The organism is Rugamonas sp. GW822-FHT03B10, from assembly GCF_058801745.1.
In genome coordinates this window covers 264,906-276,602 of record NZ_JBXANP010000001.1, presented here as the reverse complement: position 1 = coordinate 276,602, position 11,697 = coordinate 264,906, and the positions used below count along the sequence as shown (strand labels likewise).

Annotated in this window: 13 protein-coding genes and 1 tRNA gene; 13 read left to right on the top strand and 1 reads right to left on the bottom strand. The window is 54.9% G+C overall.

Annotation, left to right across the window (positions count from 1 at the left end; all coding sequences use genetic code 11):
- Positions 1–39 precede the first annotated feature (39 nt).
- Entirely contained in the window at positions 40–474 is a 435-nt protein-coding gene (gene mscL, locus AC1RQG_RS01280) for a large conductance mechanosensitive channel protein MscL (RefSeq protein ID WP_493127518.1), read from the bottom strand.
- Positions 475–816: 342 nt separating this feature from the next.
- Here mscL and petA point away from each other — a divergent pair, with 342 nt between their 5' ends.
- The 13 genes from petA to AC1RQG_RS01215 all read left to right on the top strand — a co-directional run bounded on the left by petA (position 817) and on the right by AC1RQG_RS01215 (position 11,512).
- Entirely contained in the window at positions 817–1,425 is a 609-nt protein-coding gene (gene petA, locus AC1RQG_RS01275) for a ubiquinol-cytochrome c reductase iron-sulfur subunit (RefSeq protein ID WP_493127516.1), read from the top strand.
- 1 nt (position 1,426) lies between these two features.
- Positions 1,427–2,839: a cytochrome b gene (locus AC1RQG_RS01270; RefSeq protein ID WP_493127514.1), complete on the top strand. Its 1,413-nt coding sequence runs from the start codon at positions 1,427–1,429 to the stop codon at positions 2,837–2,839.
- Between the two features lie 33 nt (positions 2,840–2,872).
- Positions 2,873–3,637 carry a cytochrome c1 gene (locus AC1RQG_RS01265; protein WP_493127511.1) on the top strand — a complete coding sequence of 255 codons (765 nt, stop codon included), beginning with the start codon at positions 2,873–2,875 and terminating at the stop codon, positions 3,635–3,637.
- A gap of 119 nt (positions 3,638–3,756) precedes the next feature.
- Complete coding sequence (locus AC1RQG_RS01260; protein ID WP_017877976.1) at positions 3,757–4,368, top strand: glutathione S-transferase N-terminal domain-containing protein; 612 nt, start codon at positions 3,757–3,759, stop codon at positions 4,366–4,368.
- 186 nt (positions 4,369–4,554) lie between these two features.
- Positions 4,555–5,028, top strand: coding sequence for a ClpXP protease specificity-enhancing factor (locus AC1RQG_RS01255; protein WP_493127509.1), 474 nt, complete (start codon positions 4,555–4,557; stop codon positions 5,026–5,028).
- Positions 5,029–5,054: 26 nt separating this feature from the next.
- Positions 5,055–5,130: transfer RNA gene (locus tag AC1RQG_RS01250), tRNA-Thr, on the top strand.
- Positions 5,131–5,238: 108 nt separating this feature from the next.
- A complete protein-coding gene (locus AC1RQG_RS01245; RefSeq protein ID WP_493127507.1) occupies positions 5,239–6,306 on the top strand; it encodes a tyrosine-type recombinase/integrase in 1,068 nt (355 codons plus the stop codon).
- 315 nt (positions 6,307–6,621) lie between these two features.
- Complete coding sequence (locus AC1RQG_RS01240; RefSeq protein ID WP_493127505.1) at positions 6,622–6,843, top strand: DNA-binding protein; 222 nt, start codon at positions 6,622–6,624, stop codon at positions 6,841–6,843.
- Positions 6,840–7,643: a helix-turn-helix domain-containing protein gene (locus AC1RQG_RS01235; RefSeq protein ID WP_493127503.1), complete on the top strand. Its 804-nt coding sequence runs from the start codon at positions 6,840–6,842 to the stop codon at positions 7,641–7,643. The genes AC1RQG_RS01240 and AC1RQG_RS01235 overlap by 4 nt, the downstream gene beginning before the upstream one ends.
- Positions 7,644–7,647: 4 nt before the next feature.
- The gene (locus AC1RQG_RS01230) at positions 7,648–7,794 is read left to right on the top strand and encodes a hypothetical protein (RefSeq protein WP_493127501.1); all 147 of its coding nucleotides are present in this window, start codon (positions 7,648–7,650) and stop codon (positions 7,792–7,794) included.
- Positions 7,795–7,976: 182 nt separating this feature from the next.
- Complete coding sequence (locus AC1RQG_RS01225) at positions 7,977–8,720, top strand: hypothetical protein (protein ID WP_493127499.1); 744 nt, start codon at positions 7,977–7,979, stop codon at positions 8,718–8,720.
- A 39-nt stretch (positions 8,721–8,759) separates the two neighbouring features.
- Positions 8,760–9,140 carry a hypothetical protein gene (locus AC1RQG_RS01220; RefSeq protein ID WP_493127497.1) on the top strand — a complete coding sequence of 127 codons (381 nt, stop codon included), beginning with the start codon at positions 8,760–8,762 and terminating at the stop codon, positions 9,138–9,140.
- A 134-nt stretch (positions 9,141–9,274) separates the two neighbouring features.
- Positions 9,275–11,512 (top strand): KAP family P-loop NTPase fold protein, encoded by a 2,238-nt coding sequence (locus AC1RQG_RS01215; RefSeq protein ID WP_493127495.1) that lies wholly within the window; start codon positions 9,275–9,277, stop codon positions 11,510–11,512.
- The last annotated feature ends 185 nt before the right edge of the window (positions 11,513–11,697 follow it).

The window sequence follows — 11,697 nt, the reverse complement described above, 5'->3', positions numbered from 1 at the left end:
TGGGCACGCCGCGCTGGTGCGCGCGGGCATGGCCGGGGTCTAGCGGTTCTTCAGGGCGTCGCGGATCTCGCGCAGCAGCACCACGTCTTCCGGCGTGGGCGGCGCCGCTTCCGGCTCGGCCGGCTTGACCGGTTCGGCCAGGTGGCGCGCCTTGTTCATCAGGCGTACCATCTGGAAGATCACGAACGCCAGTATGACGAAGTTTAACAGGATGGTGGCGAAGTTACCGTACGCGAAGACAGCCCCGAGCTTTTTCGCCTCCACCAGGCTCAGCGCCGGGTCCTGCCCATTGAGCGGCAGGTAATAGTTGGCGAAGTCGAGGCCGCCGAACAGCTTGCTGATGGGCGGCATGATGATATCTTGCACCAGGGAGTCGACGATCTTGCCGAACGCGCCGCCGATGATCACGCCGACGGCCAGATCGACCACGTTGCCCTTCATGGCGAATTCTTTAAATTCCTGCATCATTGCCATCTTCTTATCCTCGCTATGTGGTCAATTTTGAACAAAGTTGCCACTCGATCATACTATTGATTCATTTAGAAGCCAAACAACGCATAGAGTTGCACGCAACGCATGCTTTTTGCGCTATAAGCTTGATTTGCATCAGTTTGGCGAGGCGGGTGCGCCCACTTCGGGACGGGGTTGCGGAAATTCAAGTCCTGAGTGGCTCCGGCTTGATCTCACTTACGGTCTGGGCAACGTTTTTGCTTTAACTCGCAACACGGTTCACATATAATTTAAGGTTATTAGCGGCTATCTTAGCGCATCGTAAGCTTTCGAGTTTTGTTCGCATTTTGACTGATTGGGGTTTGTATGAGTAACGAAAAGCAGGTCGATTCCGGCCGACGTGGCTTGCTCGTCGCCACGTGTGCGGCGGGCAGTGTGGTCGGTGTAGGCACCGCAGGAGCCTTGGTGAGTACATTCCAGCCGTCGGAGCGGGCAAAAGCCGCCGGCGCGCCGGTGGAAGTGGACATCTCCACCCTCAACCCGGGCGAGATGAAGACGGTCGAATGGCGCGGCAAGCCGGTGTGGATCCTGCGCCGCACGCCGGAGATGATCGCCTCGCTCAAGCAAACGGACGGCAAGGTGGCCGACGCGGACTCGAAGCGCAATCCGGCCGAATTCACGCCCGAGTACGCGCGCAACGAATGGCGCTCGATCAAGCCGGAATTCCTGGTGGCGGTCGGCATCTGCACCCACCTCGGCTGCTCGCCCTCGTCCAAATTCGCGCCCGGTCCGCAGCCCTCGCTGCCCGACGACTGGGCCGGCGGCTTCCTGTGCCCTTGCCACGGTTCGACCTTCGACCTGGCCGGCCGCGTGTTCAAGAACAAACCGGCGCCGGACAACCTGCAAGTGCCGCGCCACATGTATCTGAGCGACACCAAACTGGTCATCGGTAAAGACGAAAAGGGCGAGGCATAATATGGCGGCTTTCAAAGAAACCAAATTCCCCGCCGACGCACCGGTGGCGCAAAAGGCGCTGGGCTGGGTCGACGACCGCTTCCCGCTGACCAAGCTGTGGAACGACCAATGGGGCAAGTACTACGCCCCGAAAAACTTCAACTTCTGGTACATCTTCGGTTCGCTGGCCATGCTGGTGCTGGTGCTGCAGATCGTCACCGGCATCTTCCTGACCATGCACTACAAGCCGGACGCCAACCTGGCCTTCGGTTCGGTCGAATACATCATGCGTGAAGTGCCGTGGGGCTGGCTGGTGCGCTATATGCACTCGACCGGCGCCTCGTCGTTCTTCATCATCGTCTACCTGCACATGACGCGCGGCCTGATGTACGGTTCCTACCGCAAGCCACGCGAACTGATCTGGCTGTTCGGTTTCGCCATCTTCCTGTGCCTGATGGCCGAGGCGTTCTTCGGCTACCTGCTGCCATGGGGCCAGATGTCGTACTGGGGCGCACAGGTGATCGTCAACCTGTTCGGCGCCATTCCGTTCATCGGCCCCGACCTGTCGCTGTGGATCCGCGGCGACTACGTGGTGTCCGACGCCACCCTGAACCGCTTCTTCGCGTTCCACGTGATCGCGATCCCGCTGGTGCTGCTGGGCCTGGTTGCCGCCCACCTGATCGCGCTGCACGAGATCGGTTCGAGCAATCCGGACGGCATCGAGGTGAAGGAAAACCTGGGTCCGGACGGCCATCCGGTCGATTCCATCCCGTCGCACCCGTACTACACCGTGCACGACCTGTTCGGCGTGTCCGTGTTCCTGACCATCTTCAGCGCCGTGGTGTTCTTCGCGCCGGAAATGGGCGGCTACTTCCTGGAGTACAACAACTTCCTGCCGGGCGATTCGCTCAAGACCCCGCTGCACATCGCCCCGACCTGGTACTTCACGCCGTTCTACTCGGTGCTGCGCGCCACCACGGCCGACTTCATGTACGTGCTGATGTTCGCCACGGCCGCCTATGTGTCGTTCGTGTGGCTCAAGTCGCGCCTGCCAAGCAAGGTCAAGGCCGCCATCGCCGGCATCGCCCTGCTGGCCATCATCGGCATGCTGCCGCAGGTGCTGGACGCGAAGTTCTGGGGCGTGGTGTTCTTCGGCGGCTCGGTCGTGATCCTGGCGTTCCTGCCATGGCTGGACCACTCGCCGGTGAAGTCGATCCGCTACCGTCCGAACTGGCACAAATACGTGTACCTGCTGTTCGGCCTGGCGTTCATCACGCTGGGCTACCTGGGTACCCAGCCGCCAACGGAAACCAAGACCATGATTTCGCAAGTGTGCACGCTGTTCTACTTCAGCTTCTTCCTGCTGATGCCGTGGTGGAGCACCATGGGTAGCTTCAAGAAAGTGCCGGACCGTGTGACGTTCCACGCGCACTAAGCCGACCCACGCTCAGCACACAAAGGACATTACATGAATTTCACGAAGAAATTGCTCGCCATGCTGGCCCTGCTGCCAGGCCTGGCACTGGCCAACGAGGGTGGCTATCCGCTGGACAAGGCACCCGACCGTTCCAACAACATGGCCGCGCTGCAGCACGGCGCCAAGCTGTTCGTCAACTATTGCCTGAACTGCCACAACGCCTCCTCCATGCGCTACAACCGCCTGAAGGACCTGGGCCTGACGGAAGACCAGATCAAGGCCAACCTGCTGTTCACCGGCGAGAAGGTGGGCGACATGATGACCACCACCATGAATCCGAAGGATGCGAAAGCATGGTTCGGCGTGGTGCCGCCCGACCTGTCCGTGATCGCCCGCGCCAAGGCGTCGGGCGCCGGCACCGGCGGCGACTATCTGTACACCTACCTGCGCACGTTCTACAAGGACGACACCCGCCCGACCGGCTGGAACAACCTGGTGCTGGCCAACGTGGCCATGCCGCACGTGTTGTGGGAACTGCAAGGCGTGCAGACGGCCAAGATGGAAGAGATCGACGATCCGCATGAACCGGGCAAGAAAATCCACCATTTCGCCGGCTTCGAGCAGGTCACGCCGGGTAAGATGTCCAAGATCGAGTATGATACGGCCGTCGCCGATCTGGTAGGCTACATGGAATGGATGGCTGAACCTGCCCAGGGAACCCGCAAGCGCCTCGGCGTGGCGGTGGTGATGTTCATGTCGCTGTTCGCCTTGCTGGCATGGCGTTTGAACGCCTCCTACTGGAAAGAAGTCAAATAAGATTGTGCGCCGCCGCGGCGACGTGGCGGCGCATGTGTTTGCGTGGCCCGCGTTGGCGGGCGATCCAGGGTGATCCGTTTTTTCGGATTCACCCTCTTTGTTTCTAAGGAACTATAAAAATGATGGTTCTCTATTCGGGTACGACCTGCCCATTTTCCCAGCGCTGCCGTCTGGTCCTGTTTGAAAAAGGCATGGACTTCGAGGTGCGCGACGTCGACCTGTTCAACAAGCCGGAAGACATCTCGACCATGAACCCGTATGGCCAGGTGCCGATCCTGGTCGAGCGCGAACTGATCCTGTACGAATCGAACATCATCAACGAGTACATCGACGAGCGCTTCCCGCACCCGCAACTGATGCCGGCCGACCCGCTGATGCGCGCGCGCGCGCGCCTGATGCTGTTCAACTTCGAGAAGGAGTTGTTCGTCCACGTGCACGTGCTGGAAAGCGAACGCGCCAAGGGCAACGACAAGAGCCACGACAAGGCGCGCGCGGAGATCCGCGACCGCCTGACGACGCTGGCGCCGCTGTTCCTGAAGAACAAGTACATGCTGGGCGACGAGTTCTCGATGCTGGACGTGGCCGTGGCCCCGCTGCTGTGGCGCCTCGACCACTACGGCATCGAACTGTCGAAGACGGCCGCGCCGCTGATGAAGTACGCCGAGCGCATCTTCTCGCGCCCCGCCTACATCGAAGCGCTGACCCCGTCGGAAAAGGTCATGCGCCGCTAAGAAGTCGTTTCAAAATGACCATGGCTAGGCGTGGTGCCGAAGACAGTGCGCTAGCACGGCAAGGCACCGCAACGACGCCAGGGGCTTTTTGAAATGACTTCGAAGCGGACGCCGACCGCCTCACTCGAAGTATCGGCACGCCTTCGCCCACAGCGGCGGCGCGCCGCGTTTTACTGCTGACTCATCATGTCCGAAATCTCAACCAAGCCCTACATGCTGCGCGCCATCTACGAATGGTGCACCGATAGCGGCTACACCCCCTACCTGGCCGTCAAGGTCGATGGCGCGACCACGGTCCCGATGGAATATGTGAAGAAGGGCGAGATCGTCCTCAACATCAGTTTCGGCGCCACCTCCGGCCTCAAGATGGACAACGACAGCATCCGCTTCCACGCCCGTTTCGGCGGCGTCTCGCGTGAAATCTTCGTCCCGGTCAACAACGTGATGGCGATCTACGCCAACGAGAACGGCCAGGGCATGGCGTTCGAAACCCAGCCCGGCTACGCCGAACCGGCCCCGGAACCGGCCCCGTCCGCACCATCGCTGGCCGCCGTGCCGCCGGCCCAGGGCGAGCCCGACAGCGCCTCCGCCGGCGCCCCGGACGACGACACCGACCCGCCCAAAAAGGGTGGCCGCCCCACCCTCACGCGAATTAAATAAGCTATAATCCGCACCGTACAAGTTTCGCCGACTTAGCTCATTTGGTAGAGCAGTTGATTTGTAATCATCAGGTGGCCAGTTCGAAACCGGCAGTCGGCACCAAAAATTAGCTTTGAATTCAACGCCTTACGTGTCTTTCACGTAAGGCGTTTGTCTTTGTGAATCGAGAATGGGTACACTTTAGGTACAGTCACAGATCACGGAGGCTTCATGGCTACATTTGTTAAGACCGATTCCGGCACGTGGAAAGCGATCATCCGCAAGCAGGGTTGGCCCATCACGTCCAAGACTTTTCGCACCAAACGCGCCGCCACTGATTGGGCGCGTGGCACTGAGGATGAGATGGTGCGGGGCGTCTACATATCACGCGCCGGCGCGGAGCGTCTCGCCGTCAGTGAAGCTCTTCAACGCTACCTCTCTGAGGTGACTCCAACGAAGAAGCCGACCACCCAGCGCAGCGAGAAGACTTCCGCCCAGCATATCATCAGCTTCCTCGGTAAGTACTCCATGGCTGCGCTATCAAGCGAGCTGGTCGCGTCATACCGCGATCACCGCATTGCAGGCGGCAAGTCCAACAATACCGTGCGAATCGAGCTGGCATTGCTCAGCAATCTCTTCACCATAGCGATTCAAGAATGGGGGCTGGGCCTCACACACAATCCGGTGGCTTCAATCCGCAAGCCAAGCCCAGGTCAAGGTCGTGATCGCAGGTTAGGCCAGGACGAGGAGCAGCGCCTGCTAGATGCAGTAGACCGTCACAGTAATCCGATGTTGGGCTGGATTGTCCGAATCGCAATTGAAACCAGTATGCGGCAGTCCGAAATACTAAACCTGCGATTACCCAACGTGGATATGCAAAATCGGGTTATTCGTCTGAAGGACACCAAGAACAACAGCGCACGTACCGTCCCTCTCAGTCCAGCCGCCACGGAGGCATTCAAGCAGGCATTGGCAAATCCAATTCGCCCTAAAGAAACTGACCTAGTGTTCTTCGGCGAGCCAGGCAAAGACGGCGAACGACGCCCCTATCAGTTTGTGAAGATTTGGGATGGCATAAAGCGCGAAGTTGGCATTGCTAACCTTCACTTCCACGATCTGCGTCATGAGGCCGTCAGCCGCCTGGTAGAGGCCGGCTTCACCGATCAGGAAGCGGCAGCAATCAGCGGACATAAATCGATGCAAATGTTGCGCCGCTATACCCACCTTCGTGCCGAGGACCTTGTGGCAAAGCTCGACAAGCTAAAACAAGAGCAACCGCCTCAGAAATCAACTGAGTAAGCTTTTCAGCCTTAAAGGCACAGGGAGAGTTGAAACAATTTGTAACAGGAACATCTCACATCATCGCCCGAATTAACAATCATTTGCGCAATAATTATCTCAAATACAACATTGAGTATAAGTGGTTGATTCCATAAAAATGCTTATTCCCGAAATTGCATTCTTGAGCGCCCGGAAACAAAAACCCGGGTAGCTTGCCCCTCATAAATTTCAGAGAATTTTCCGAAAATCTGCGAAACATTCGCGATTTATGCGTAATTGACGACCAAGTTCCGTCAAATTACATTGGCTTCCATCAATAAATTGGAGCCGGAAATGACCACTGAAGAAATCCTGATTCACCGCTACGGCGTGCTGCTTTCCCTCCGTGACTGTGCCGAACTATTCTGCCGAAGCGCAGAGGGGCTGCGGGTCACTCTCTCCGGCGATAACGAATTCGCCAATCGTCTTCGCCCCGCGAAAGTGAAGATCGGCCGGCGCATCTTGTTCAAAGCCAGCGTCATCAGCCAAATCTTGGATGACGCACAAGGCAAATGAGTATTCGCGCCATGAACTGGGCCTGGGAACAAGAATTATCACCGACGCCGAAGCTGATCTTGATGGCATTGGCGGACGCTGCCAACGACAAGGACGAGTGCTGGCCCGGAATTCGGTTCATTGCCCGCAAGTGCTGCGTCTCTGAGCGCACGGTTCAGCGAGTGCTTCAGGATTTCGACGCTGCGAAACTGGTATCTATCAAGGCCCAGCACGATCCCCGAAATGGCCGATGCACATCGAACAAATACCGGCTCAATATCGCCCCGCAGACCTACCCCGACAATTTGTCACCCCCACGCCAATCAAAAGAAGCAGCAGGTGACAATTTGTCAGGGTCGATGGTGTCAGGTCCTGTCACCTACGTCGGTGACATAGCTGCGTCACCACTAGAACCACAACATGAATCTGAACAACAACCACTACACATTCCGAGCACGTTATCCAAGCTAGAGCGGCAAGGGATTTCATCGCTCGCACGTGCAATACCTCGGGAAGATGCGCAAGCCTTGCTTGATGAGTTAGCTGACGCTTTGGAGACAGCCACCATCAAAACCAACGCCATGCGTTGGTTCCGCGGCTTGGTCACGAGATATAGCAAGGGCGAATTCGTAGCCGTAGGAGGCCTTCGAGTCGCTTCGCGACGGGCACGCCAAGAAGAATCATCGTCCGCTATCCGCGATGCCACGTCACGACCTACAGACAAGGCTGCAGCGAAGCAAGCGCTGGCTCATATCAAAGGGATGGTTACTAGCCCTCGCCCACCTACGCACCAGTCTTCAGTCAACCAAAGTAAGGAGTGAATCCATGAATAAGAAAGCACTGCCTCCATGTCTCGCGCTCGCCATTTCATCCATTGCCAGCGCTGGTACACGCGCCGCCTTTGCTGTTCTTGATGTGGCGCGATGTAAGTTTTCTGTTGAGTATTTGTGGGGTTTCTGTTGTGGCGTGTAAGTTTTTTGTTGAGTTTTTGTTGAGTCACCTCAGCCGCATGTAAGTTTTTCGTTGCGTTGTTGCATCCGAAGTGCATCCCTCAACGCGACTTCTCGTTCAGCTGGCTACCCGCCGCTGCTGCGGTGGCCCCGGAAGGCTATACACAGCGAGATCGGCAACGAAATGCATTTCACCACAACCCCATGAATAAGGTAGTGGAACATAAAGGGGGTATTGCGCTGGGTGGCTTTTATTGGTGGTTTCATTCGGCATTATGCGAATTCTCACGTACTGCGATTCTCCGAAATGTATGGCGATTGCAGTACGGATTAGCAATACGAATTTTAGGATTGAACATGGTGGCAAAACAGACATATTCCGTGCGGTTGGATGAACAACAGCGCAGGCAACTTGAAGAACGGTCAGACTCGATTGGACTGCCGGTCGGACACCTTATCCGTACGGCTATTAATGATTTCTTACGACAGCAAGAAGAGAAGGATTACTTGTCAGAAGTAGAGGCAAGGATCGCTACGGCTATTAACCGGCTAGGCCGCCAAGTAGAAAAGGACCGAGCGGAACAGCAACTCATTGCAGGCATGTTGGATTATCTGAGGGAATGGCTGGCGTTCGCGCTTCCGGCGGTTGCAGATAAGGCTGCGGCCAAAGAAATTCAGCGTGAGCGTACTGAAGCCTTCTTTCGGGATTTGCCTTTAATGATGGTTTCTCAAGGGAGAGCGAAGATCACCACATATATGACCTCGAAAAACTCTGCAGCACTCGAGTGCCCAGCTTGTGGAACTGGCATATTGAAATGCAAAGAGGGGAAACGCGGATTGTTCTGGTATTGCTCAAATTGGGATGCAACGCCAACATGCGACGCCAGATATGAGGATGCCGACGGACGCCCTCGACTGGGTACAGGCGCGGAGCCTATTGATTCTTGATTCTTTTGAAAGATATTCCAACGACGGAGAAGACAAGTTATGAATGAAATTGGCGCAATCCATGATGCGTTATGGCGGCTGTCCTGTATTGAGCGTACTGAGTTCTTTTACGATCCGGCCGGAGAGGTTTTCGGTTACGGGGAGATTCACTACCTGATCGAGTTGAGCGGTCTGTACTTCGTGGTCTGGGAGGACAACAGTACGAAGACGATGATAGTGAATCCAATCACGCGCTTCGACTTAGATGAGTTGGGCGAACTGGGGGCAGATGAAGCATGGATGGTTTTACATATCCCCCCCACGCTGGTGGAGGTCATCCAGTTCAGGGAGATCGATGACGCAGAGTTGGTTGGAGGCTATCGTCGGATGGAAGCGCGGGCTTTGAAAAAGACAAGCTTCCCTGTCGCTCAGGAGCACTGAGGCTGAGTGACCTTGGCGGCAAGTCAGGGGAAAAGCTATCCGGTTCAGCGATTCGCATCTGGATAGACAAGCTGAGAATTTCTGGGCAAAAACTATGCGAAAATGGTTGTTAATTTCGCATGGAGGGGTATCTGATGCCTAGTTCTGAAAAATTGCCATCCTCATCACTTTCACTTGGTTCAGACACCCCCAAAACCTCTCCCTCTGATGATGCCTATGGATACGCAGCGTTCGCTGAGCAGATAGCGGAAGCAATACTCAAAACACCTAGCCCGAATGGCCTTGTTATGGCGATTAATGGGAAGTGGGGTATTGGCAAATCCACATTACTCAATTTTATTAAGTACCAACTTAATTCGAAAAAGACTGCTCAAGAACATAACGTCTTTCAGAAAATCTGGTTTCGATTCTTCCCTAGTCAACCGATTGAGGAACAAGTTCTAGTAATCGATTTCAATCCTTGGTGGTTCAGCGACAAGGACCATTTGGCTGCACAATTTACAGCAAGCTTCATGTCGGCTCTGAAACTTGAGCCAACAGCAATTCGAAAAATTGGTGACCTTATGGCCAAGTATTCGACAGGATTGGCAACCACAGCAACAACTAGCATGGGTGTTCCTTGGGCATTAAAGCCAGTTGCAGCATTTCTGAGCTGGTTCAAAATTAAGAAGGAAGAACTACCTCAGCTTAAGAAGAACATTGCGAAGGTCCTTAATGAATCTAAACTCCGAGTGCTGTTTGTCATTGACGATATAGATCGTCTGACTCCTGACGAAATCCGCGAAGTGTTTAAGGTTATTAAAGCACTGGCCGACTTTCCAAATGTAATATATTTACTGTCGTTTGATCGCGATGTGGTGGCTAGTGCGCTTGGCACTTCGCTTAAGATCAATGGTGCGTCCTATCTAGAAAAGATCGTACAAGTCCCCTTTACGTTGCCTCTTATCGACAAGCCACGCTTGAGAAAACATCTATTTGATAACCTGAATGACTTATTGGGTGCCTTCAGTAATACACGATTTGAAAAGGTCCATTGGGAGAATGTCTATTTTGATGGAATTGATCGTTTGATTGAAAAGCCGAGAGACGTGGTTCGCCTCACAAATGCCCTTTTCGTTTCCTATCCTGCCGTGGCCGGTGAGGTGAACGCGGTGGACTTTATTGCAATAGAAGCGATACGCGTTTTCGAACCCACCCTGTATGAGGAGATACGGAACAATCGAGAACATTACGCGGGTCACGCGAATCAGAATCGTGACCCTACGGAACCGGTACGAAAATTCCATGACGCTGTTCTTGAGAAATTGCCTGGCGATCGACGTCACATCGCAAAATCGATAATCACTCGCCTGTTTCCAAAAGCCGCAAGTGCTTGGGGAGAGGCTGGAACCGATTCCGACTGGCTAGCGTCTTGGCGCGGCGATCTTCGTGTTTGCTCGCCCGACCTTTTCGACATCTATTTCCAATTTGGCGTCCCGCACGAAGTCATTCGCCGTGCAGAATTAAACCGCCTTGTGGAGTTAGCTACCACTGATCACGTGGGGCTTGTAGGCTTATTGCAGCAATCCGCAACAATATTTCGCTTAGACGGAAGTAGTAAAGCAGGTGGATATCTTGAGCGTCTGCGCGACCTTGATCGCGAGATTTCGCCGGCTGTTGCTACAGGACTTTTACGTGCTCTATTTGAAGTTGGCGACACAATCCTGAGTTTAGGAGACGCCGGCCGGGGATTTTTTCAAGTACCCATCCACTGGCGGCTCATGGGAACTGTCAATCATCTTTTGATCCATGTGGATGAGCAGGAGCGGCACCGCACGTTGCGAGAGCTTGTGTCTAATGGGACAGCAATTGGCCTCTGCGTATTTACAGTGGACAGATTTAGGCAGTATCTCGACAAACCCAGTGAGTCACCTGGCGCAGCTTTCGCGCCAATGGGAGAACCTGAGTATGCAGATTTGCAGGCAATCGTGAATGACCGGCTTGCTAGAATGACGACTGATGAGTTCTTGGCACTCAATAATCTAGCGATGGTCTCGTTCGCTTGGCACCGATGGGGTGGACCCGATCTAGTAAAAGGGAAGTTGCAGCCAGCGTTTGACCGTGAGGATGCGTGTGCAATTCTTCTCGATAAGTTTAAGCAAGTCGGTTCTTCGCAAGTTATGGGTGATCCTGGAACAAAGCGCATTGTGAGCATGAGTGCGGAAAACATAGCTGAACTCGTGGACATTAGCCTTTTTCAAGATCATGTCTCTAAAGCGATAGCAAACGGAAGCCTGACGCAAGACCAGCAGTTGGCAGCGGAGAGTTTTCTGAAGTCGATTGAGCGAATTACTAACGGCAAGTCCAACGATCCGTCCTTCGAAAGTGAGTGAAATCGACACCGCAAATGAGGGGAATGGACGCGAGTTTCCTTGAATCTAATAATCGATACATCGGTATGGCTCGACCTGACCAAAGACCACCACCACATTCCCCTCTTGGATGCGGTTGTGACGATGACTCAAGAAGGCCGAGTGGCTCTTGTTGTGGCTCAGACCGTCATAGACGAATTCGCGCG

Excerpts from the sequence above, each read along its gene's own strand:
- petA (WP_493127516.1), top strand. The coding sequence starts at position 817 with ATGAGTAACGAAAAGCAGGTCGATTCCGGCCGACGTGGCTTGCTCGTC.
- AC1RQG_RS01265 (WP_493127511.1), top strand. The coding sequence starts at position 2,873 with ATGAATTTCACGAAGAAATTGCTCGCCATGCTGGCCCTGCTGCCAGGC.
- AC1RQG_RS01225 (WP_493127499.1), top strand. The coding sequence starts at position 7,977 with ATGAATAAGGTAGTGGAACATAAAGGGGGTATTGCGCTGGGTGGCTTT.
- AC1RQG_RS01260 (WP_017877976.1), top strand. The coding sequence starts at position 3,757 with ATGATGGTTCTCTATTCGGGTACGACCTGCCCATTTTCCCAGCGCTGC.
- AC1RQG_RS01215 (WP_493127495.1), top strand. The coding sequence starts at position 9,275 with ATGCCTAGTTCTGAAAAATTGCCATCCTCATCACTTTCACTTGGTTCA.
- AC1RQG_RS01235 (WP_493127503.1), top strand. The coding sequence starts at position 6,840 with ATGAGTATTCGCGCCATGAACTGGGCCTGGGAACAAGAATTATCACCG.
- AC1RQG_RS01245 (WP_493127507.1), top strand. The coding sequence starts at position 5,239 with ATGGCTACATTTGTTAAGACCGATTCCGGCACGTGGAAAGCGATCATC.
- AC1RQG_RS01220 (WP_493127497.1), top strand. The coding sequence starts at position 8,760 with ATGAATGAAATTGGCGCAATCCATGATGCGTTATGGCGGCTGTCCTGT.
- AC1RQG_RS01240 (WP_493127505.1), top strand. The coding sequence starts at position 6,622 with ATGACCACTGAAGAAATCCTGATTCACCGCTACGGCGTGCTGCTTTCC.
- AC1RQG_RS01270 (WP_493127514.1), top strand. The coding sequence starts at position 1,427 with ATGGCGGCTTTCAAAGAAACCAAATTCCCCGCCGACGCACCGGTGGCG.
- AC1RQG_RS01230 (WP_493127501.1), top strand. The coding sequence starts at position 7,648 with ATGAATAAGAAAGCACTGCCTCCATGTCTCGCGCTCGCCATTTCATCC.
- mscL (WP_493127518.1), bottom strand. The coding sequence starts at position 474 with ATGGCAATGATGCAGGAATTTAAAGAATTCGCCATGAAGGGCAACGTG.
- AC1RQG_RS01255 (WP_493127509.1), top strand. The coding sequence starts at position 4,555 with ATGTCCGAAATCTCAACCAAGCCCTACATGCTGCGCGCCATCTACGAA.